General features: G+C 62.8%; 16 protein-coding genes and 4 tRNA genes. 9 read left to right on the top strand and 11 right to left on the bottom strand.

All coding sequences use genetic code 11. The features are described 5' to 3' along the window. From NGJ21_RS04750 to NGJ21_RS04760, 3 genes are read right to left on the bottom strand one after another with little or no spacing between them, the layout of a single operon-like run. Positions 1–879 carry a rhomboid family intramembrane serine protease gene (locus NGJ21_RS04750; protein ID WP_251961895.1) on the bottom strand — a complete coding sequence of 293 codons (879 nt, stop codon included), beginning with the start codon at positions 877–879 and terminating at the stop codon, positions 1–3. Next, positions 876–1,847, bottom strand: coding sequence for a metallophosphoesterase (locus NGJ21_RS04755; RefSeq protein WP_046786515.1), 972 nt, complete (start codon positions 1,845–1,847; stop codon positions 876–878). The genes NGJ21_RS04750 and NGJ21_RS04755 overlap by 4 nt, the downstream gene beginning before the upstream one ends. Next, the gene (locus tag NGJ21_RS04760) at positions 1,847–2,737 is read right to left on the bottom strand and encodes an NAD(+) kinase (protein WP_012313480.1); all 891 of its coding nucleotides are present in this window, start codon (positions 2,735–2,737) and stop codon (positions 1,847–1,849) included. The genes NGJ21_RS04755 and NGJ21_RS04760 overlap by 1 nt, the downstream gene beginning before the upstream one ends. Here NGJ21_RS04760 and NGJ21_RS04765 point away from each other — a divergent pair. Together NGJ21_RS04765 and NGJ21_RS04770 are read left to right on the top strand one after the other, a co-directional pair. Further along, positions 2,736–3,764 (top strand): DUF1853 family protein, encoded by a 1,029-nt coding sequence (locus NGJ21_RS04765; protein WP_251961896.1) that lies wholly within the window; start codon positions 2,736–2,738, stop codon positions 3,762–3,764. The two genes, NGJ21_RS04760 and NGJ21_RS04765, sit on opposite strands and share 2 nt — an antisense overlap. Before the next feature lie 138 nt (positions 3,765–3,902). Next, positions 3,903–4,448, top strand: coding sequence for a cytochrome b (locus NGJ21_RS04770; RefSeq protein WP_119688545.1), 546 nt, complete (start codon positions 3,903–3,905; stop codon positions 4,446–4,448). On the opposite strand, the gene NGJ21_RS04775 is transcribed toward NGJ21_RS04770, so the two are convergent. Both NGJ21_RS04775 and NGJ21_RS04780 read right to left on the bottom strand, forming a co-directional pair. After that, complete coding sequence (locus NGJ21_RS04775) at positions 4,439–5,338, bottom strand: 1-aminocyclopropane-1-carboxylate deaminase/D-cysteine desulfhydrase (protein WP_251961897.1); 900 nt, start codon at positions 5,336–5,338, stop codon at positions 4,439–4,441. The two genes, NGJ21_RS04770 and NGJ21_RS04775, sit on opposite strands and share 10 nt — an antisense overlap. Positions 5,339–5,409: 71 nt before the next feature. Beyond that, positions 5,410–7,446 carry an NADPH-dependent 2,4-dienoyl-CoA reductase gene (locus tag NGJ21_RS04780; protein WP_174141811.1) on the bottom strand — a complete coding sequence of 679 codons (2,037 nt, stop codon included), beginning with the start codon at positions 7,444–7,446 and terminating at the stop codon, positions 5,410–5,412. 248 nt (positions 7,447–7,694) lie between these two features. Between NGJ21_RS04780 and NGJ21_RS04785 the strand changes: the two genes are divergently transcribed. From NGJ21_RS04785 to NGJ21_RS04800, 4 genes are all read left to right on the top strand, one after another. After that, positions 7,695–9,149: a TrkH family potassium uptake protein gene (locus NGJ21_RS04785; RefSeq protein ID WP_125924855.1), complete on the top strand. Its 1,455-nt coding sequence runs from the start codon at positions 7,695–7,697 to the stop codon at positions 9,147–9,149. Positions 9,150–9,254: 105 nt separating this feature from the next. Further along, positions 9,255–10,205 carry a TAXI family TRAP transporter solute-binding subunit gene (locus NGJ21_RS04790; protein WP_204920492.1) on the top strand — a complete coding sequence of 317 codons (951 nt, stop codon included), beginning with the start codon at positions 9,255–9,257 and terminating at the stop codon, positions 10,203–10,205. A gap of 30 nt (positions 10,206–10,235) precedes the next feature. After that, positions 10,236–12,263 (top strand): TRAP transporter permease, encoded by a 2,028-nt coding sequence (locus tag NGJ21_RS04795; RefSeq protein WP_204920490.1) that lies wholly within the window; start codon positions 10,236–10,238, stop codon positions 12,261–12,263. Continuing rightward, positions 12,260–12,676: a DUF1850 domain-containing protein gene (locus NGJ21_RS04800; RefSeq protein WP_046786522.1), complete on the top strand. Its 417-nt coding sequence runs from the start codon at positions 12,260–12,262 to the stop codon at positions 12,674–12,676. Before NGJ21_RS04795 ends, NGJ21_RS04800 begins: the two co-directional genes overlap by 4 nt. Before the next feature lie 29 nt (positions 12,677–12,705). Here the strand turns inward: NGJ21_RS04800 and NGJ21_RS04805 are convergent, their stop codons facing one another. Further along, the gene (locus NGJ21_RS04805; RefSeq protein WP_115275644.1) at positions 12,706–14,679 is read right to left on the bottom strand and encodes a BCCT family transporter; all 1,974 of its coding nucleotides are present in this window, start codon (positions 14,677–14,679) and stop codon (positions 12,706–12,708) included. A 299-nt stretch (positions 14,680–14,978) separates the two neighbouring features. Here NGJ21_RS04805 and NGJ21_RS04810 point away from each other — a divergent pair, with 299 nt between their 5' ends. From NGJ21_RS04810 to NGJ21_RS04820, 3 genes are all read left to right on the top strand, one after another. Then, complete coding sequence (locus NGJ21_RS04810; protein ID WP_231386142.1) at positions 14,979–16,295, top strand: chloride channel protein; 1,317 nt, start codon at positions 14,979–14,981, stop codon at positions 16,293–16,295. Between the two features lie 103 nt (positions 16,296–16,398). Next, the gene (locus NGJ21_RS04815) at positions 16,399–17,517 is read left to right on the top strand and encodes a nitrilase-related carbon-nitrogen hydrolase (RefSeq protein ID WP_046786699.1); all 1,119 of its coding nucleotides are present in this window, start codon (positions 16,399–16,401) and stop codon (positions 17,515–17,517) included. A 4-nt stretch (positions 17,518–17,521) separates the two neighbouring features. After that, positions 17,522–18,607 (top strand): AraC family transcriptional regulator, encoded by a 1,086-nt coding sequence (locus NGJ21_RS04820; protein WP_237859592.1) that lies wholly within the window; start codon positions 17,522–17,524, stop codon positions 18,605–18,607. A gap of 220 nt (positions 18,608–18,827) precedes the next feature. On the opposite strand, the gene NGJ21_RS04825 is transcribed toward NGJ21_RS04820, so the two are convergent. From NGJ21_RS04825 to NGJ21_RS04845, 5 genes are all read right to left on the bottom strand, one after another. Further along, positions 18,828–19,691 carry a DUF2242 domain-containing protein gene (locus NGJ21_RS04825; RefSeq protein ID WP_237859594.1) on the bottom strand — a complete coding sequence of 288 codons (864 nt, stop codon included), beginning with the start codon at positions 19,689–19,691 and terminating at the stop codon, positions 18,828–18,830. A 188-nt stretch (positions 19,692–19,879) separates the two neighbouring features. Next, positions 19,880–19,956 (bottom strand) — tRNA-Asp (locus NGJ21_RS04830). Between the two features lie 139 nt (positions 19,957–20,095). Beyond that, positions 20,096–20,172 (bottom strand) — tRNA-Asp (locus NGJ21_RS04835). Between the two features lie 101 nt (positions 20,173–20,273). Then, positions 20,274–20,350 (bottom strand) — tRNA-Asp (locus NGJ21_RS04840). An 80-nt stretch (positions 20,351–20,430) separates the two neighbouring features. Next, positions 20,431–20,506 (bottom strand) — tRNA-Val (locus tag NGJ21_RS04845). Between the last annotated feature and the right edge of the window lie 34 nt (positions 20,507–20,540).

A 20,540-nucleotide genomic window follows, 5' to 3' on the forward strand; every position in this document is an offset into this window, starting at 1 on the left:
TCAAGCGGACAGTTTACGCCGCGCCAGCGCACCACCCAAGAGGCCCGTCAGGCATCCGATGAGCAGCCCGCCGACGTGCGCGGCGTTGGCGATCTGGCCAAAACCGAGTTGGCCGACCACACCGGTCAGGCAGATGACCAGCCAGATGAGCATCATCACCAGCACGCCCTTGGGCAGGCTGAAGTGTGGGTTGGGCGCCAGCCACTGGTACAGCCAGACATGGCCGAGCAAGCCGTACAGCACCCCGGACAGGCCGCCGAACAGGCTCGGGCCACTGGTGTAGTGCTGGGCCAGGTTGGACACCAGGCTGAACAGCAAGGTCAGGCCAGCCAGCAACCAAGGGCCCTGGCGCAGTTCGATGCGCTTGCCCAGTTCCCAGTACCACATGCCGTTCATGGCCAGGTGCAGTACGCCGAAGTGCAGCAGCATCGGCGACACCAGGCGCCACCATTGGCCTTCGGCAAGGCCCTGGGCCAGCGGCGTGAAGTGCAGGTATTCACCCTGGACGCGGTAGTCGAGGAAGGTGAACCAGCTGATGGTGACGAGGTTGTCGCCCAGGCCGGTAAGGCCAGCGACGATCAGGCACAGCAAGAGAACGGCGGCGGTGACCTTGCAGGCTTTTGCCTGCTCGGCCAGTGTCGGCCCTTTCGCCGGCAAGTCGCCTTGCGCAGGGGCCTGCGCAAGCTCGACATCAGCGTTGCCGTCTGGGTAGCGCTGGTACAGCTCAAGGACATCCGCAGCCATGGTTTCCGGTGCCCAGAGGACCTGGGCTTCGCCTTCTTCGCTGACCCGGTGCGGCACCTGCAGGCGTTGCAGCAGGTGCACGAAGCCGCTGAGGTCGACCGACAGCGGCAGGCGTATCACTTCGACGATATTCATTGATTGGCCTGCGGTCGATCGACGTCGACCCAGACGAACTTGTGCGGGTCGATCCGGGTTTCATCATCCAGCCGATAGGCCGCCAGCTTGCCGTACAGCACCGCACTGTAGTCCAGGCAGGCCAGGTTGGGGCGGATCGGCGCCGGGCGGCCGCTGCGCCAGTAATGGCCGACGAACAGCAGCGGCTCCTCTTCGGCATAGCGTAGCAAGGCATTTTTCTCGGTGTGGCTGAGCGGCGTGCGGGCCACCTCATCGGGCAGCGCGTCAGGCTGGAAGACGATGTCGCCATAGGTCTTCGGGTCTTCTTCCCAGAACTTGGTACGGAAGAAGGCGCGGGTCAGGCCATCGCCGCCGGTCAACGTCAGGCCGTCCGGCAGGCGCATGTCGGTGCCGCGCAACAGGCGGTTGCAGACCGTGGAGGCGAAGCTGCCGGGCACGGCCGAGGCCTGGATGAAGTGTTCGTCGATGCGCCCGTCGGGGTATTGCTGGCGCAGCGGGTCGATCAGCCGCGGGTCCCAGCAGGCATGCACCAGGCGGAACCGCCCGGCGTCGACGAACAGCGGCATGTCGTAGAACCACTGCAGAAAATCGTGCCAGTCACCGGGGTGGTGGGCGAACTGGGTCAGGGTCTCGTCGATCAGGCGGGCATGGCGCGGCGTGTGCTCGCGCACGTAGGCCTTGCCGCTGCCGGGCAGCGCCGGGGTTACCCAGCCCAGGGCGTTGTATTCGTGGTTGCCCATGATACAGAAGGCCTGGCCGGCCTCGACCATGTCGTGGACGATGTGCAGCGCCTCGCGGATACGCGGGCCGCGGTCGACGATGTCGCCGAGGAACAGCGCCTGACGCCGCGGGTGGCACCAGACGCCACCGACACGCTTGTAGCCGAGGGTGTCGAGCAGGCGTTCGAGGGTCAGCGCACAGCCATGCACGTCACCGATGATGTCGAAACTTCGCGCCGGATCGAACATCAGTCGTCCCTGCCCCCCAGGCGGCTGCCCCAACCGAGCTTGGTGCGGCAAACCTCGTAGTAATTGTGGCCCAGCGGGTGGATCAGGCGCAGTTTCTGCGGCTTCTTGCTCACGGTGATGGTATCGCCGGGGGCGCAGGTGAAGTGGTTCTGACCGTCACAGGATACCTGCGGGTAGATCTGCAGGTCCTTGGACACCACGATCTTCAGCTCACTGTTGCCGTCGACCACGATCGGGCGGCCCGACAGCGTGTGCGGGTACATGGGCACAATGACAATGGCGTCGAGCTTGGGGTGCATGATCGGGCCGCCGGCCGACAGCGCGTAGGCGGTCGAGCCGGTGGGGGTGGCGACGATCAGGCCGTCGGCCTTCTGGCTGCAGACGAACTGGCCGTCGATGTAGATCTCGAACTCGATCATCCGCGTCGACTTGCCCGGGTGCAGGACCACATCGTTGAGCGCATCGCCCTGGCCGATGGCCTCGTGGTGGCGGCGCACCTCGGCCTGCAGCAGGAAGCGGTTTTCCACCAGGTAGTGGCCGTCAAGCACTGCGGCGACCTTTTCTTCCAGCTCGTCCGGACGGATATCGGTGAGGAAGCCCAGGTTGCCGCGGTTGATCCCCAGGACAGGGATGTTGTGCCGTGCCAGAGCACGCGCGGCGCCGAGCAGGCTGCCGTCACCGCCGACGACGATGACCAGGTCGCATACTTCGCCCAGCAACTTGCGCGTGGAGGTCTGCAGGCCGTGGCCAGGCAGCACTTCGGCAATGGTGTCCTCGAGGATCACGTGCAGGTGGCGCTCGAGGAGGAATTTTTTCAGTCGGCGAATGGTGTCGAGCACCTGCGAGCTGCCAAGGCGGCCGATGATACCGATATTGCGAAATTGCTCCATGGGGCTCCTGCAAGGCTCTGCGGCGGGTGACTATGCCGCGATTATGGGCGAAACGACCGGGCAGCGGCAAACCGGCTATGCTCGCAGCATGATGCCTTTCGCCGAACTCCACGACCTGCCTCGCCAATTGCGCCGAGCCGCCGTGCGCGACTTGGCCTGGACGCTGCTGTCGCCACCGCTGCTGAGCACACCGCCCTGCCCCCAGCGCCATCCGCTGGCCGGCAGCACCTGGGCGGTAGACCCCCAGCGCCTGAAAGACTGGTTACAGGCGCTGGATGCCGACGATCAGCCCCTGCGTGAGTGGCTGGCAAACAGCACCAGCCGGCGCCTGGGCCTGTACTACGAAGGCCTGTGGCAGTTCGCCCTGGGCCAGGCGCCCGGTGTCGAGCTGCTGGCGGCCAACCTGGCGATCCGTACCGGTGGGCGCACGCTGGGCGAGTTGGATATTGTGCTGCGCGATGCCGACGGCACCCACCATCTGGAGCTGGCCATAAAGCTCTACCTGGGGCCAACGGACGGCCAAGGCCATGACCCCGCGCAGTGGCTCGGGCCGGGTTGCCATGACCGGCTGGGCACCAAACTGGCGCACCTGGCCGGGCACCAATTGCCCATGTCGGCAGACGCACAAAGCCGTGAGGCGCTGGCCGGGCTTGGTATTGGCCAGGTACAGGCACACCTGTGGCTGGCGGGGTATCTGTTCTATCCGTGGTTTGGGCACGCCGAATCGCCTGCAGGGGCCAACCCGCTGCACCTGCGCGGGCGGTGGTTGCGGCGGCGGGATTGGGCACTGGCCAAGGTGGGACGCTGGCAGCCCCTGCCCCGCCATGCCTGGCTGGCACCGGCAAGGTTCGAGGCAGATCAAGGCTGGGCCGCGGGGCAGTTCGCTCAATGGCTTGAGGGGCTTGACCCGCAAGCACCGGCGCAGATGCTGGTCCGGCTTGAACCAGGCCCGGAAGGCGAATGGCATGAGGTGGACCGCGTGTTTCTGGTGGCTGACAGCTGGCCGCACTTGCACCTTAGCGGGTAAACCACCCCGGCATTGAGAGCAGCAGGCCGCAAACACAATTTCACCGACCCAGCGCAAAGATTTAATTGCAGCAACGATTACAGTTACCTCTGAGCGCCGCCAAGAGCGCCACTTTCGACCTGATGACGAGGACCACCCATGGTTTCATCCAGCCCCGCGCCCCACTACGCACGCCTGTCCATCGCCCTGCATTGGCTGATGCTGGTGCTGCTGGCCGCTGTCTACGCCTGCATCGAGTTGCGTGGCCTGTTCCCCAAGGACAGCGCCGAGCGCAACCTGATGAAGGACCTGCACTTCATGCTCGGCCTGACGGTGTTCGTGCTGGTTTGGCTGCGCCTGGCCGTGCGCCTGCTCCGCCCTGCGCCGCCCATTGTGCCCAAGCCTCCCGCCTGGCAGACCGGGCTTGCTCACGTGATGCACCTGGCGCTGTACCTGTTGATGATCGGCTTGCCGCTGGCCGGCTGGCTGATCCTCAGTGCCGCCGACAAACCGGTGCCCTTCTATGGCCTGGAGTTGCCGCACCTTATCGCTGCGGATCCGGACCTGGCCAAGTTCATCAAAGGCTGGCATGAACGCGTGGGCAGTTGGGGGTACTGGCTGATCGGCCTGCACGCGCTGGCCGGGCTTTATCATCACTACGTAGTGCGCGACAACACGCTGCTGCGCATGCTGCCTTACAAGTAGCCGCGTCGGCCCTGCAGGCCACCGGTGTGCAAAAAGATCAGGCGAGTGCTGGGCTTGAACAGCCCGGCCTCGACCTGCCCACGCAGGGCCATCAGTGCCTTGCCGGTGTAAAGCGCCTCTAAAGGGACACCCGTGCTGGCCTCAGCCTGTTCGATGAAAGCCTGCAGCTCATCATCGAGCCTGGCAAAACCCTCTCGGCAGGCCTCGTGCAACTGGTACCCGGCCGTACCGGCCAGCGCCTTTATGGTCTCGGGTACACCATGGTCCAGCGGCACTGCCAGGGCGCCATGCACCCTGTGCGCGCCGGCCTCGGCCAGCACCAGGCCAGCCAGCGTGGTCCCGGTGCCAGCGGCCAGCCACCAGGCGTCATAGTCCGGCCAACCCAATGTGCCCAACTGGGCCTTGGCCTGCTCGACGATCAATGCACACCCCTGGGCACCAGCCTGCCCGCCACCGCCTTCGGGGATGCAGTGCCAGCCGGGATACAGCGCTTGCCAAGGTGCCCAGAAGCCGGGGTCATGACGGGCACGGTAGCCTGCGTAACCAAGCCAGTGCAATTGCATCCCCAACGCCTGCAGATCACGCACCGTGGGGGTGTCCTGGGCATGGCCGCGCAACAGACCAGCGGTGGCGAAGCCGAAGCGCTTGCCGGCGGCGGCCAGGGCATGGAGGTGGTTGGAGTGATTGCCGCCGAGGCTGATCAGCCCGGCGGCGCCCGAGGCGTGGGCGTGCAGCAGGTGGTGGCGCAGCTTGAACCATTTGTTGCCGCTGATCAGAGGGTCGATCAGGTCCAGGCGCAGGATGGCGACATCAACGTTGGCGCTTTTCAGCCAGGCAAGTTCGAGGGGCTGTAATGGCGCCTGGGGAAGTTCATGGAAGCGGGTAGACATGTTTGAGCGCCAGATGCGAGGCCGTCAGTCTACCAGTGAAAACCCGGGGCCGCTTTGCGGCCCCGGCCATCTCAAAGCTCTGCAGCCAGACGCGAGCCCTGGTTGATCGCCCGTTTGGCATCCAGCTCGGCCGCCACATCCGCGCCGCCGATCAGGTGTACCGACTGCCCCGCAGCCAGCAGCCCTTCGTGCAGCTCCCGCAGCGGCTCCTGCCCGGCGCAGATCACCACGTTGTCCACCGCCAGTACCTGCGGCTCACCTTCAGCTACGCGGATGTGCAGGCCCGCATCGTCGATCCTCAGGTACTCGACGCTGTTGAGCATCTGTACCTGCTTGTTTTTCAGGCCCGTGCGGTGGATCCAGCCGGTGGTCTTGCCCAGGCCATCGCCCACCTTGGCCTTCTTGCGCTGCAGCAGGTACACCTGCCGTGCCGGTGCATGCGGCTCGGGCTTGATGCCCGCCACGCCGCCTCGCGCCTGCAGGTCGCGGTCGATGCCCCACTCCTTCCAGAACGCCTCCCGGTCCTGGCTGCTGGCCACGCCCTGATGCACCAGGTATTCGCTGACGTCAAAACCGATGCCGCCAGCACCGATCACCGCAACCGACTCACCCACCGGCTTGCGCTGGAGCAGTACGTCCAGGTAGCTGAGCACTTTGGCGTGCTCGACGCCTGGAATGGCTGGCGTACGCGGCGCAATGCCGGTGGCCAGGATGATCTCGTCGAAAGCGCCTTCCAGCAGGGCCGGCACATCGACCCGAGTGTTCAACCGCAGGTCGACACCGGTGCTTTTCAACTTGTTGCCGAAATAGCGCAGGGTCTCGAAGAACTCCTCCTTGCCCGGCACCCGCTTGGCCACGTTGAACTGCCCGCCAATTTCGCTGGCCGCGTCGAACAGCGTCACCTCGTGGCCGCGCTCTGCGGCTACGGTGGCAGCCGCAAGGCCTGCCGGGCCGGCACCCACTACAGCAATGCGCTTGACCGTGTTGACTGGCAGATAATTGAGTTCGGTTTCGTGGCAGGCCCGAGGGTTGACCAGGCAACTGGTCAGCTTGCCGCCGAACGTATGATCCAGGCACGCCTGGTTACAGCCGATGCAGGTATTGATTTCATCGCCGCGCCCCTGCGCCGCCTTGTTGACGAACTCCGGGTCGGCCAGGAACGGTCTGGCCATCGATACCATGTCGGCATCGCCCTCGGCCAGCACGGCCTCAGCCACTTCGGGGGTATTGATGCGGTTGGTGGTGATCAACGGAATGGTCACCGCCCCGCGCAGCTTGGCGGTGACTTTGCTGAACGCGGCACGCGGCACCTTGGTGGCGATGGTCGGGATACGCGCCTCGTGCCAGCCGATCCCCGTGTTGATGAGGGTCGCGCCAGCCCGCTCGACGGCTTTGGCCAGCAACTCGATCTCGTCCCAGGTGCTGCCGCCCTCGACCAGGTCGAGCATCGACAGGCGGAAGATGATGATGAAATTCGGCCCCACGGCCTCGCGCACCCGGCTGACGATCTCGACCGCCAGGCGCATGCGGTTTTCATAGCTGCCGCCCCAGCGGTCAGTACGGTGGTTGGTGTGGGCGGCAAGGAACTGGTTGATGAAGTAGCCTTCCGACCCCATGATTTCGACGCCGTCGTAACCGGCGCGCTGTGCCAGCACGGCACAATTGACGAAATCGGCGATCTGCTTCTCGATCCCGGCCTCGTCCAGCTCTTTAGGCTTGAACGGGTTGATCGGCGCCTGGATCGCACTGGGCGCCACCTGCCGGGGGCTGTAGGCATAGCGCCCGGCATGCAGGATCTGCAGGCAAATCTTGCCGCCAGCGGCATGCACGGCCTCGGTGACGATGCGGTGCTTGTCAGCCTCCTCCTCGGTGCTCAACTTGGCTGCACCGGAATACACGCCCCCTTCATCGTTGGGCGCGATACCACCAGTGACCATCAGCCCAACGCCGCCACGGGCACGCTCTGCAAAATACGCAGCCATGCGTTCGAAGCCACCGGGACGCTCCTCAAGGCCTGTGTGCATCGACCCCATCAGGGTGCGGTTAGCCAAGGTGGTGAAGCCCAGGTCGAGCGGGGCCAGCAAGTGCGGATAGCGGTCGGCAGCCATGGAACGGTTCCCCATGTGGCGTGATCACGGAATGCGGGTGCCTCGGCGGGCCCCGTCGTTTATCTGCCAACGACATTAAACAGCCGTTTGAATGCGCTCAATGATCGAAACTGACAACTTACTGATCATCCTGCACAGGCGAACTGCAGTACCGGCGGTGAGATACACCCGCACTTTTACGCCTTTTTTACTCGACATTATGCAATGGCAGTCGATACTGCCGGTCATTGCCCCTGTGAGCCTGCTCGATGCCTCTGCCTGCTTTGCGCTTCATCGCCTTCATCATCGGCGTATTCCTGATTACCCTGGCGGTCAGCATGGTCATCCCCATGGCCACGCTGCTGCTGTATGGCCTTAGCGACGACCTCGGTGCCTTCCTCTGGTCCAGCCTCATAGCCCTGTGCGCAGGCCTTGTGCTGGTGGCTCGTGGCATACCCGATGCGCCGCAGCTAAGGGCCCGAGACATGTACTTCCTGACCACAGCCAGCTGGGTCATCGTCTGCGCGTTCGCAGCCCTGCCCATGGTGTTCATCCGGCATATCAGCTACACAGATGCATTCTTTGAGACCATGTCGGGCATCACCACCACGGGCTCGACGGTACTTACCGGCCTGGACAGCGCATCGCCCGGCCTGCTGATCTGGCGATCGCTGCTGCACTGGCTGGGAGGCATAGGCTTCATCGGCATGGCCGTCGCGATCTTGCCGTTGCTGCGCGTGGGCGGCATGCGCCTGTTCCAGACCGAGTCCTCGGACTGGTCGGACAAAGTGACGCCCCGTTCACACGTCGCGGCAAAAATGATCCTGGTGATCTACCTGGGGCTGACAGCACTCGGTACATTGGCCCTGTGGGCCGCCGGCATGACCCCTTTCGACGCCATCAATCATTCGATGTCGCTGATCTCCACGGGTGGCTTTTCGACGTCCGATGCATCGCTTGGCCACTGGACTCAGCCCGCTGTGCATTGGGTGGCGGTAGTGATCATGATCCTGGGAAGCCTGCCCTTCGCCCTGTATGTAGCGACCTTGCGTGGCCACCGGCGCATCCTGTTCAAGGACCATCAGGTGCGTGGCTTTCTCGGCTTTCTCCTGCTTGTCTGGGTCACGGTAGGGACCTGGCTCTGCTGGCACAGCGACTTTTCGTGGTGGGATGCTTTTCGCATCGTGGCGGTCAATGTGACGTCGATCGTTACGACCACCGGCATTGCGGTAGGGGACTACACGCTCTGGGGCAGCTTCGCCATGCTGTTGTTCTTCTACCTGACTTTTGTCGGTGGATGTTCGGGCTCCACAGCCGGCGGACTGAAAATATTCCGCTTTCAAGTCGCCGCGTCACTGCTGGTCAGCAGTTTGAAACAGCTGATTCACCCGCGGGCGATGATCTCGAAGAAGTACAATGGTCACCCCATTGATGAAGAAATCGTGCGCTCATTGCTGACGTTCTCCTTCTTCTTTTCCGTCACCATTGCCGTGATCGCCCTGGCGCTGACCCTGATAGGGCTTGACTGGACCACTGCCCTGAGTGGCGCGGCGACAGCTGTGTGCAACGTCGGGCCAGGGCTGGGCAGCGTGATCGGGCCGGCCGGCAACTTCAGCTCACTACCGGACGCTGCGAAGTGGCTACTGACCATCGGCATGCTGCTAGGCCGGCTCGAGATTCTCACCGTGCTGGTGCTCGTCGCGCCTGCCTTCTGGAGGTTCTGATTGCAGGGCAGCACGTGGGGGCAGCAATAAATCCGGGCAGGATCCGTTTATTCGTTCTAGGTTTACTGACGCAGGGAACTAGAACAATAAGCGGAGAATATCCCCATGAACCGAGCCCTTCGCCTGGCATTGGCCAGCACCGTACTGGCAGCTTGCGCAACAGCCCAGGCCGCGCCAACCTTCATCAACATCCTCACAGGTGGCACCAGCGGCGTCTACTATCCCATCGGCGTGGGGATATCACAGATCTACAGCCATGGCATCGAGGGCAGCAAGACCTCAGTGCAAGCCACCAAGGCATCGGTGGAAAACCTCAACCTGCTGCAAGCCGGCCGTGGCGAACTGGCGTTCGCGCTGGGAGATTCGGTGGCGGATGCCTGGAACGGAGATGCCGAAGCCGGCTTCAAGGCACCTTTGAAGAAACTGCGTGCCATCGCCGGCACCTACCCCAACTACATCCAGATCGTCGCCAGCAAGGAGTCAGGCATCACCTCGCTGGAAGACCTCAAAGGCAAACGTATCTCGGTCGGTGCGCCGAAGTCCGGCACCGAGCTCAACGCCCGCGCCATCTTCAAGGCAGCAGGGCTCAGCTACCAGGACATGGGCAAGGTCGAATACCTGCCGTATGCCGAATCCGTAGAGCTGATCAAGAACCGTCAGCTGGACGCCACACTGCAATCTTCCGGGCTCGGTCAGGCGGCAATCCGTGACCTGGCCGCTACCCTGCCGGTAGTGTTCGTACCCGTGCCAGCCGCCATCGTGAGCAAAATCGGCAACAGTGCCTATCAACCCGCGACCATTCCCGCCAAGACATACGATGGCCAGGATGCTGACGTGCCAACCGCAGCCATCACCAACATCCTGGTCACACGCGCCGATATCAGCGATGACATGGCCTACGACATGACCCGGCTGATCTTCGAAAACCTGCCGCGCCTGGTCACCGCCCACTCGGCAGCAAACGATATCCAGGCACAGAATGCTGCGAGAAACCTGCCCATTCCACTGCATCCAGGCGCAGAACGGTACTTCAAAGAGAAAAACCTGCTCCCCTGACTATTGACTCGACCCATGGGGGAGCGGCACATGAGTGATACCGGGCAAGGTCTGCAAGCCAGTACTGACCGTTGGCCTGCCACGCTTTTTGCCGTGGCCCTGGCATTTTCGACCTTTCAGATCGCAACGGCGGCTTTTCCGCTGATTTCCAGTCAGGTACTGCGGGCAGTACACGTGGGGTTCTTGCTGCTGGTCGTGTACCTGAGCTACGCGTTCACTGGTCATCGCAGGCCGTGGCAACCGCTTGGCTGGCTGCTGGGCCTGGCGGGCATGGCCACCGCTGCCTACCAGTGGCACTTCGAAGGGGAGTTGATTCAACGCTCCGGGGAACTGACCACAAGTGACCTGGTGTTCGGCCTGCTCCTGATCGGCCTGGTTTTCGAGGCAGCGCGTCGGGTGATGGGTATCGCACTGCCCATCATTTGCGCTCTTTTTCTGGCCTACGGGCTGCTCGGCGAGCACCTGCCCGGTGACCTTGCGCATCGCGGCTACGGCCTCGATCAGATCGTCAACCAACTGGCCTTTGGAACCGAGGGGCTCTATGGCACGCCCACCTATGTCTCGGCGACCTATATCTACCTGTTCATCCTGTTCGGCGCGTTCCTTGAACAGGCCGGCATGATCCGGCTGTTCACTGACTTTGCCATGGGCCTGTTCGGCCATCGCAGCGGGGGGCCGGCCAAAGTCTCGGTATTCTCCTCGGCGCTGATGGGGACCATCACCGGCTCAGGGGTGGCGAACGTGGTCACCACCGGGCAATTCACCATCCCGCTGATGAAGCGCTTCGGCTACAAGCCGGCATTTGCCGGTGGCGTGGAGGCGACCGCAAGCATGGGCAGCCAGTTGATGCCACCGGTCATGGGCGCGGTGGCGTTCATCATGGCCGAGACCATCAACGTACCCTATGCCGAAGTGGCGAAGGCCGCGCTCATTCCGGCCTTGCTGTATTTCGGCTCGGTCTACTGGATGGTGCACCTGGAAGCCCGGCGCAGCCAGCTGCATGGGCTACCCCGCGAGCAATGCCCGAGTGCCTGGGATGCAGTGCGCCAACGCTGGTTCCTGCTGATCCCTCTGATAGTGCTGGTCGGCCTGTTGTTCTCCGGCCGCACACCGCTGTATTCGGGAATGGTCGGCCTGGCACTGACTGCCATCGTCATTCTTGGTTCGGCAATCATCCTGCGGGCACAACAGACATGGCTGCGGGCGGCCTTTTGGGTTGCGCTGGGGGTCATCTGTTCAGGATTCTTCCGTATGGGCATCGGTGTCATCCTGCTGGTGATTGCCTCGCTCGCCATCGCCTGCGCGTTCATACAGGGTGGCCGTGCCACACTTCGTGCCTGCGTCATGGCCCTGGCCGAAGGTGCGCGCCACGCGGTACCTGTCGGTATTGCATGCGCCTTGGTCGGGGTGATCATCGGTGTCACCTCGCTCACCGGCCTGGCCACGACCTTCGCCGGCTACATTCTCGACCTGGGCCGCGAAAACCTGTTCCTGTCCCTGCTTCTGACCATGTTGACCTGCCTGGTACTGGGCATGGGTATCCCGACCATTCCCAATTACATCATCACCAGTTCCATCGCTGCTCCGGCCCTGCTGGAGCTTGGCGTGCCGCTGATCGTTTCGCACATGTTCGTGTTTTATTTCGGCATCCTTGCCGACCTGACGCCGCCGGTGGCATTAGCCTGCTTTGCCGCCGCCCCCATCGCCAAGGAGAAAGGACTGTTGATCAGCTTCTGGGCTGTGCGCATTGCATTGGCCGGTTTCGTCGTACCGTTCATGGCGGTGTATGACCCGGCGTTGATGATGCAAGGCGACAGCCTCGGCGCAACGCTGTACATGCTGATCAAGGCCATGTTTGCAGTGGCACTCTGGGGGTGCGCAGCCACCGGCCACTGGCGCATGCCCATGCCATGGTGGGAACGGCTGTTGGCATTCATGGCTGGCGTAGCACTGATTCTTGCCTTGCCGATCAGCGACGAGGTCGGCTTCGCCCTGGGCATTGCCGTCATGGGCTGGCACTACTGGCGCAGCCGGCCATTGCCGCGGCAACCTGCATGACCAGCCTGTGCATCGGGCTTGCCGGTGTGGTTTGGGCAAGCCTGCCGTTGCAGGAGGTTACCCTGGCCTGGCAGCACAGTGTGGAGAAGGTCCGCTGGGAGGAGGATTATCAGGTGACACCCGCAGGCCTCGTGCTGCAGGAGGCTCGGGTGCGGGGCAGCGGTGCCGGCATGGAGATCCCGGACGACGCTCGCCTGCGTGATGGGGCATGGCACTACCATCGTCATCTGCCCCCGCTGCAACCTCTGCATGCCGGACGCACGCCGGAGGCCGGCGACTATCAATTGTGCGTCAAGGGCCGTTGCCAGCCCCTTTCCCACTGGCTGGGACCACCGACCCACACCATTGCTGCCGTGGATTTCTGGGCATGCGAACCGGGTGATGCCGCAGATCAGCGCAAAGCACTGCCCTGAACGCGCTGACAGGGCAGTGCAAGTGCTGATCAGCTGACGACGTGCAGGTAGTGCAGGTGGCGCTCGTACTGATCGAGAATGTCGCCGATCACATCGTCCCGGCTCCATCCCATGATGTCGTAATCCTGGCCCCCTTCGCGCAGATGGACTTCAGCACGGAAGTATTTGCGGGTATCGGAACCCTCGTCGGTATCCTGCATGACGAAACTGGGCGTGTTGAATGCGCGCGGGCGTACCTCATACAGGAAGCGCCCTTCTCCAGCATGGGAGAGCTCAAGCATCACGCGCCCATCTTCGCGCTCGTTCACCGCAACTTCATAGCCCTGCTTGCGCAATTCCAGGGCGACTTCTTCACAGGCAGGCTTCACCACTTCGGCTATGAAGCGGGACACATGGGCCCGCCGCGGCATCATGGCGATATTGCGCAGTCGCCGCTGCCACCCGCCGTGGGGCTGGCGCGTATGCCGGGGGCCGGGCAATGCCTGGTTGCGCAGCCCGCGGCGGGTGGCATCGAGGCTGAGTGCCCTGAACAGGCCCCAGATCGCGATCAGCAAAATGGCGGCGAAGGGCAAGGCACTGGCAATGGTCGCGGTCTGCAGCGCCTTGAGGCCGTTGGCCAGCAGCAGCGCAATGGCGACCGCGCCTATGCTGACCGACCAGAAGATGCGTTGCCACAAAGGCGAATGGCCTTGCCCCGACGAGGCCAGCATATCGACCACAAGCGCGCCGGAGTCCGCCGAGGTGACGAAGAACACCACCACCATGAGCACCGCTATCAACGAAATGACACTGGAGAACGGGAAGTGCTCGAGAAAGGCGAACAGGGCCAGGGAACTGTCCTGATCGACCACAGCGGCCAGGTCCTTGACACCCTCGTTGAGGATCATGTGTATCGCTGAGTCACCGAACACCGTCATCCAGAGCAAGGTGAAGCCTGCGGGTACGAACAGTACACCGCAGACGAACTCACGAATGGTCCGCCCCCGGGAAATGCGTGCGATGAACAGGCCTACAAAGGGCGACCAGGACAGCCACCAGCCCCAGTACAGCAGGGTCCAGCCACCGATCCAGTCAGTGGGTTCATAGGCGTAGAGGTTGAAGGTCTTGTTGACGATGTCGGAAAGGTAGGCACCGGTATTCTGCACGTAGGCCTGCAGCAGAAACACGGTGGGCCCCAGCAACAGCACGAACAGCATCAGGATTACAGCCAGGCTCAGGTTGAGCTCGGAAAGGATGCGAATACCCTTGTCCAGCCCGCTGGCCACCGACAGCGTCGCCAACGCGCAGGTGGCGGTGATGAGAATGACCTGGACCGTGGCGTTTACCGGCAGACCGAACACATGGTGGAAACCGCTGTTGATCTGCAGTACCCCATAACCCAGCGAGGTCGCCACACCGAACACCGTGCCGAGGATGGCGAAGACATCCACGGCGTGCCCGATAGGCCCGTATATCCGTTCACCGATCAGCGGATAGAGCGCCGAGCGCAAAGTCAGTGGCAAGCCATTGCGGAAACTGAAATAGGCCAGAATGAGCGCGACGATGGCATAGATCGCCCAGGCATGCAGGCCCCAATGGAAGAAGGTGATCTTCATAGCTTCGCGAGCCGCGGCGACTGTGCCAGGGTCGCCCACAGGCGGTGTGGTGAAATGCATCACCGGCTCGGCCACGCCAAAGAACATCAGGCCGATGCCCATGCCTGCCGAGAACAGCATGGCGAACCAGCTGCTCTTTCGGTAATCAGGCTCGCTGTGATCAGGCCCCAGCTTGATGTCGCCGTAGCGGCTGACGGCCAGAAACACCACGCTGATCAACACCAGCGCTACGGTGAGAATGTAGAACCAGCTGGCGTTGGTGATGATCCATTGCTGGACTTGTTCGAACAGGGCCTGGGCATGCTCCTGGAATGCCGTGGCGTACAAGACCAGCAGAAAAATGAGTATCGCGCTGGTGTAAAAGACGGGTGGATTGAGCGTGCTCCTGGGTTTGTCGGCTGCTGTCATTACGGCAGTTCTCCTTGTAAAACGATGAGCACAGGGTGCCCCGGCACCACGACATCTGCCCAGATTAGCAGCCAGGCAGATCTCCGTTTGCCGAGCCTGTGCACTTGTACAGCCATGAACCGTAACGCCCGAGGAAAAAAATCTCAAATCGCTGCGCATGTCGAGCCCGCCTGGCGGGACGGTACCGGGCGAAGGCGCCGGGCGTCCGCCCGTCCTGCCTGAGTAACACCTCTGTCGGGTTTGCCACCCCAGTAATACACGTCATACTCGTGGCTTTACCCTCTGACACTGCGTAGACGATGCCCGACCGTACCCGCCTCCCCTCCCTCCCTCTCGGCCGTTCACGCTGGCGAGAATGGCGCCAGCGCCTGGCGTTCTGGATCGGGGCGCTGCTGGTGGGGCTTGTCGCACTGGCGTTCGCCTGGCTAGCCGAAGCTGCATTCGCTTCGTTCGAACGCCTGCTGGAATGGATGCCCTGGGCACCCCTTCTCATCACTCCCCTAGGGTTCGCGCTTCTGGCGTATTTGACACAGCGCTGGTTTGAAAACGCCAAGGGCAGCGGCATACCTCAAGTCATCGCTGCCCTGGAAATGCCATCCCGGCGCCTGCGTGCCCGATTGCTTTCGATTCCCGTTGCCGCCGCGCGCATGAGCCTGACCTTGGGCGCCCTGCTGGTAGGAGGTTCGGTCGGGCGAGAGGGGCCGACGGTTCACATCGGCGCTGCCGTGCTCTACACCTTCGGCCAGCGATTGGGCCTGCACGGGCGCCGCGCGATTGCCGGCCTGATCCTCGCAGGCGGCGCAGCCGGCATAGCCGCCGCGTTCAATACCCCGCTGGCCGGTGTCGTCTTTGCCATTGAAGAGCTGAGCCGCACGTTTGAGCAACGCTTCAGCGGCCTGGTGCTGACGGCGGTGCTGATTGGCGGCGTGGTCACGCTGGGGCTGATGGGGCACAACGCCTACTTTGGCGAAATAAGCGGGCGGATGCCCGTAGGCTGGGGCTGGAGTGTGGTGCCTGCATGCGCGCTGTTGGGGGGAGTGCTGGGTGGGTGTTACGCCAGGCTGGTGCTGCCTACCGATAAGGGCGTACTTGGCCGCCTGTGTACACTACGCGGGCGCTACCCGGTGCGGTTCGCGGCGATCTGCGGGCTGGTGCTGGCAGTGCTGGGGCTAGTTTCTGGCAACCATGTGTTCGGCACCGGCTACGAAGAGACCCGTGCCTTGCTCGAAGGCCGACCGATCACCGATGCCAGCTTCCTTCTCTGGAAGTTTCTGGCCAATGTCGTCTCTTACCTCTCCGGCATACCGGGCGGCCTGTTTTCGCCTTCGCTGAGCATCGGCGCGGCATTCCAGCCGCTGTTGAGCCTGATCCCCAATGTTGACCCACAGGCGTGTGCATTGCTGGGAATGGGCGCCTACCTGGCAGGCGTAACGCGTTCACCGTTGACTGCATCGGTCATTGTTCTGGAACTTACGCATAGTCCGGACCTGGCCATCCCGATGCTGGCAGTGACATTGATGGCTGCCGGCATCTCCGGTTGCATTTCGCCGGTTTCCCTCTACCACGCCCTGGCAAAGCAGATCATCGACAAAGTTGCACCTGCCAGATCCAGTTGAAATCAACGGCTGCGCGAGGCACGCTCAAGACGACTGTGACACAATGCTCAGCGACTTCTTGGTTCACCGCCTCGTCATTGCGAGTATCAACGAAATCAAAGGCATGCGAAAACTATTGGCAAGCGCCTTGGCGCTGGTAATGATCGCCGCCCTGTGCGGCTATGGCTTCTGGACCCAACAGCGCCCGGAAGGCCACTACCTCTCCGACCTGCGCATCGAACTGGCGTTGAACCACGGCGTGCCCGGCGAGCAGGGCAACCTGCTGGGCGTCGAGCCCCTGCTTTACCCAAGCGACTATCAAAACCTGCAACGCCTGCACCGCAAGCTCTCGGCCTACCTGCAACAAGCCCGTGCCCAGGGTCTGATAAGCCCGCGCACGGTGGTGGTGCTGCCGGAGCACATTGGCACCTGGCTGTGGGCCCGCGGCGAAAAGAACGAGCTGTACCAGGTCACCCGCAGCCGCGAGGCAGAGCAATGGCTGGAGTTGAGCAACCCGCTGCGCTATGGCCTGGCGATAGTGCGGGCCAGCGGCGATGACCGCCGGGCCGACGCGCACTTGCGCATGAAGGCTCAGCAGATGGCCCGCGACTACCAGCAGCTGTTCGGCAGCCTGGCCAAGGAGTTTGGCGTGACCTTGGTGGCCGGCTCGATCGTGCTGCCTGACCCCTATGTGGAAAAAGGCGTGCTGCATACCGGCGGCGGCCCGTTGTTCAACAGCAGCCTGGTGTTCGCCAGCGATGGTTCACCGCTGGGCCAGCCACAACGCCAGCAATTCCCGGACAGCCAGGTACGGCGTTACATCCATGATGGCCGCAAGCAACCCCTACAAGTGGTGCAAACCCCGGCCGGGCGTCTTGGCGTGCTGATCGGCAGCGATAGCTGGTACCCGGAAAACCACCAGCAGTTGGAGAACCAACAGGTACAACTGATCGCCAACCCGGTTTTCCTGAGCGGCAAAGACAGCTGGCAAGCGCCATGGCGTGGCAACCGGCACCAGGATGCGGCGGCCGAGCTTGCCCTGCAGCGCGGTGAAGTGAGCGAGAAGACCGCCTGGCAACGCCTGACCGAGGCTGCCGGCCAAGGGGTCAGCAGCATGAGTGTATTCATGCGGGGGCAGTTCTGGGACCAGGGCAGCGACGGTCAAGGCTTCGCCCATCAGAGCGGCGAATTGCTTACAGGCCCTCCCAGCCAGGGCGCACGCCTGCTGAACGTGTGGCTGTAGGGGTATGTCCCGCCCCCGCGTTCGCCTGGGCGACCTCTCGGTAGGTTTCGTCCAGCCACTTGCTGAGGCCATCCAGGGCCTCGGTCACGATCCTCAGCCGCTGCTGCGCCGTTACGGGCTGGATGAAACACGCTTGGCCGAAGCCGGCGCACGGCTGTCGATCCCCCGTTACATGCACTTGGGGCATGCTGCAATCGCGCTGTGCGGGGAGCCTGCCCTGGGCCTGCACATGGGACGCCTGAGCCGGCTGGCCCAGGCCGGCCTGGCGGGCGTCACAGCCGCGCAGGCGCCTACGTTGGGCGAAGCCGCCCGTACACTGCTGCGTTTCGAGCCGCTGTATGCCGCCAACTACCGCGGGCATTCGAGTTTTCAGGAAGACGCCCAAGGGGCATGGCTGCGCTTTTATTCAATCAGCCCCTACAACGCCTATAACCGTTTCGTGGTTGACTCGCTGCTGACCGGCTGGCTGGCCCAGCTTGCAGCCCTGACCGACACGCCCATACAGGCCGAGCGCCTGGAGATCGAATTCGAAGCACCCGGCTACGCCGCCCAGTACCAGCCATTGTGCAGCACCGCCGTGCAGTTTGGCGCCAGTGGCAACCGGCTGCGCCTGGGCCGGGCCACGCTGGAGCTGGCCAACCCCCAGCATTGTCCGAGCACCTGGCAGCACCTGCTGCAACTGTGTGAAACGCACATGCTGCAGCGCACCCGGGTGCGCAGCCTGGGGGAGCGCATCACCCATTTGCTCGGCCCCCTGCTCAACGGTGGCCGTGATCCCGGCCTGGAAGAAGTGGCACTGCGCCTGCAACTGCCCGCCTGGACCTTGCGGCGCAAACTGGCAGAGGAAGGCACGCGCTTTCGCGACTTGCTCAACGACACCCGGCGCGACCTTGCCGAGGCCTATATCCGCGATACGGAATTGACCTTCGGCGAGATTGCCTACCTGTTGGGTTTTGCATCGGCCGAGGCCTTCCAGCGCGCATTCAAGCGCTGGACGGGCCTCACACCGGGGGGGTTCCGCCGCAGTCAGCGGCAGGTCGGTCAAAGCTCGGTGGCGTCGTCGGCCGGTTCCGGGGTGTCCAGCTCGTAGGCTTGGTACTCGAGCAGCTCTTCCTGATATTCATCCATTACCCTGCGCCCTCTTCACTCTTTTATCTTCGTTGGTCATGCCTTCCAACCTAGGCAGGCTGGATGAAGAAATGATGACAAGCCTATGAGTGGTAAACGTAGCAGGTGTTCAGAAAGTTATCGTCTGGTGATCTGTAACAGCGAATGATTGGCCGTGTCGACGCCTGTTCAGGGAAGATCATTCAGAGTGAGGGTGCTTCAGCCTCGGCAGGCTGTGCATCCTGCTGCACCTGAATCGGCGCAGGCGCCGCCGGCGGTGCGACCGGTTGCGAACCCTGGCTGTCATCAACCACCGGCGCTGCTGGGGCCTCGCTTGCCGGGGCCACCGCCTCAGCTGCAGGTGCTGGTTCTGCTGGCGCCGGTGTTGCTGGCGCAGGCGCAGGAGCAGGTGCTGCCTCTGCCAAAGGAGCGCTCACAGGTGCTGGCGAAACTTGCTCAGGCAACCCCAAGGCAGGCGCTGTGTTCTCGGCCTTGGGCACAGGCGCTTCAACCTTGGCCTTGCTGACCTTCTTCGGCTTGGGCTTGGGCAAGTAGCTTTCCACCAGAGCAAAGTAACGCTCGTAGAACTGCGGCGCGGTCACGGTCTCGCTGGCGACCTTGACCATCGAATCGTCACTGGAGCCGATCGGCATCGAAACAGAACCCAGCACACCCACGCCGAGGCTGGCGGACGTATTGGACTTCTTGAGGGCGTAGCGGTCCTGCAACGCGTTGGCGAACATGGTCGAACGCTGTTCGTCACTGCTGTCGGGCGCGCAGGTCACGCTGAAGCTGATCTGCAGGTGGTTCTCGCTGTTCTGCTGGAAGCTTTTGTTACCGGCAATCTGGTTGGCGCCGCTGCTGGTGATGATGTAACCCTGGCTCAGCAGCGCACGCCGGGCAGCCTCGCACGAGCCGGCTTCACTGACCGGGAAACTGCGCGAGAAGGTGCCCGAGTCATCGAAGTTCTCATGCTCATAGATAGCGGTTTTTTTCGAGGAGCAACCGGTCACGCCCGCCAGCACCAGGGCCAGCCCGAGCGCACCAAAGACGGATGATCTGGTCATTGCGAATTCCGGGTAAGTCGAGAGGTGCCTATTGTGCATCACAGCACCCTTGCACTGAAACCGTTCGACGGTGAAGAGTCTGTCAGCATCGTGTAAATGTTGACTTTGCAGGCGCGTAAACGAAAAAAGCGACCCTAAGGTCGCTTTCTCGTTTTGCTTCGAAGCGTTCAAGGGCTTCGAGGCGAAGATGGCGCAGCGGACGGGACTCGAACCCGCGACCCCCGGCGTGACAGGCCGGTATTCTAACCGACTGAACTACCGCTGCGTATCGCTCGGGCTTTCGCCCGGTTGAAACTGTGATCTACCCTTGCGGCGAACAAAGCCTCAGGGCAGACACAAAAAAAGCGACACGAAGATCGCTCTTTTTGCTGCTTCGAAGCGTTCAAGGGGCTTCGAAACGAAGATGGCGCAGCGGACGGGACTCGAACCCGCGACCCCCGGCGTGACAGGCCGGTATTCTAACCGACTGAACTACCGCTGCGTATCGTTCAGGCTTGCGCCTGATTGAAACTGGGATCAGCCTGAGGCAATGTTGCCTTTTGGCTTCAGACCGGTGCAAAGCACCCATCTGTTACTGAAGAATGGCGCAGCGGACGGGACTCGAACCCGCGACCCCCGGCGTGACAGGCCGGTATTCTAACCGACTGAACTACCGCTGCGCATAGTGGCTTATCAGGCCTTGTTCCTCTCTGGCCATCTGCCTCTTTCGAAGCATCGTGCACCAGGAACGCTCAGGAAGTGGTGGGTGATGACGGGATCGAACCGCCGACCCTCTGCTTGTAAGGCAGATGCTCTCCCGGCTGAGCTAATCACCCTCGCGATGTTGCTTGTTGCGTTTGCTTCGCTGAG

Source organism: Pseudomonas sp. Marseille-Q5299 (genome assembly GCF_943737035.1).
GTDB classification, from domain to species: domain Bacteria; phylum Pseudomonadota; class Gammaproteobacteria; order Pseudomonadales; family Pseudomonadaceae; genus Aquipseudomonas; species Aquipseudomonas putida_E.

Bases quoted from the DNA above. Each gene is read 5' to 3' on its own strand.
- NGJ21_RS04750 (WP_251961895.1), bottom strand. From the start codon at position 879: ATGAATATCGTCGAAGTGATACGCCTGCCGCTGTCGGTCGACCTCAGC.
- NGJ21_RS04755 (WP_046786515.1), bottom strand. From the start codon at position 1,847: ATGTTCGATCCGGCGCGAAGTTTCGACATCATCGGTGACGTGCATGGC.
- NGJ21_RS04765 (WP_251961896.1), top strand. From the start codon at position 2,736: ATGGGGCTCCTGCAAGGCTCTGCGGCGGGTGACTATGCCGCGATTATG.
- NGJ21_RS04760 (WP_012313480.1), bottom strand. From the start codon at position 2,737: ATGGAGCAATTTCGCAATATCGGTATCATCGGCCGCCTTGGCAGCTCG.
- NGJ21_RS04770 (WP_119688545.1), top strand. From the start codon at position 3,903: ATGGTTTCATCCAGCCCCGCGCCCCACTACGCACGCCTGTCCATCGCC.
- NGJ21_RS04775 (WP_251961897.1), bottom strand. From the start codon at position 5,338: ATGTCTACCCGCTTCCATGAACTTCCCCAGGCGCCATTACAGCCCCTC.
- NGJ21_RS04780 (WP_174141811.1), bottom strand. From the start codon at position 7,446: ATGGCTGCCGACCGCTATCCGCACTTGCTGGCCCCGCTCGACCTGGGC.
- NGJ21_RS04785 (WP_125924855.1), top strand. From the start codon at position 7,695: ATGCCTCTGCCTGCTTTGCGCTTCATCGCCTTCATCATCGGCGTATTC.
- NGJ21_RS04790 (WP_204920492.1), top strand. From the start codon at position 9,255: ATGAACCGAGCCCTTCGCCTGGCATTGGCCAGCACCGTACTGGCAGCT.
- NGJ21_RS04795 (WP_204920490.1), top strand. From the start codon at position 10,236: ATGAGTGATACCGGGCAAGGTCTGCAAGCCAGTACTGACCGTTGGCCT.
- NGJ21_RS04800 (WP_046786522.1), top strand. From the start codon at position 12,260: ATGACCAGCCTGTGCATCGGGCTTGCCGGTGTGGTTTGGGCAAGCCTG.
- NGJ21_RS04805 (WP_115275644.1), bottom strand. From the start codon at position 14,679: ATGACAGCAGCCGACAAACCCAGGAGCACGCTCAATCCACCCGTCTTT.
- NGJ21_RS04810 (WP_231386142.1), top strand. From the start codon at position 14,979: ATGCCCGACCGTACCCGCCTCCCCTCCCTCCCTCTCGGCCGTTCACGC.
- NGJ21_RS04815 (WP_046786699.1), top strand. From the start codon at position 16,399: ATGCGAAAACTATTGGCAAGCGCCTTGGCGCTGGTAATGATCGCCGCC.
- NGJ21_RS04820 (WP_237859592.1), top strand. From the start codon at position 17,522: ATGTCCCGCCCCCGCGTTCGCCTGGGCGACCTCTCGGTAGGTTTCGTC.
- NGJ21_RS04825 (WP_237859594.1), bottom strand. From the start codon at position 19,691: ATGACCAGATCATCCGTCTTTGGTGCGCTCGGGCTGGCCCTGGTGCTG.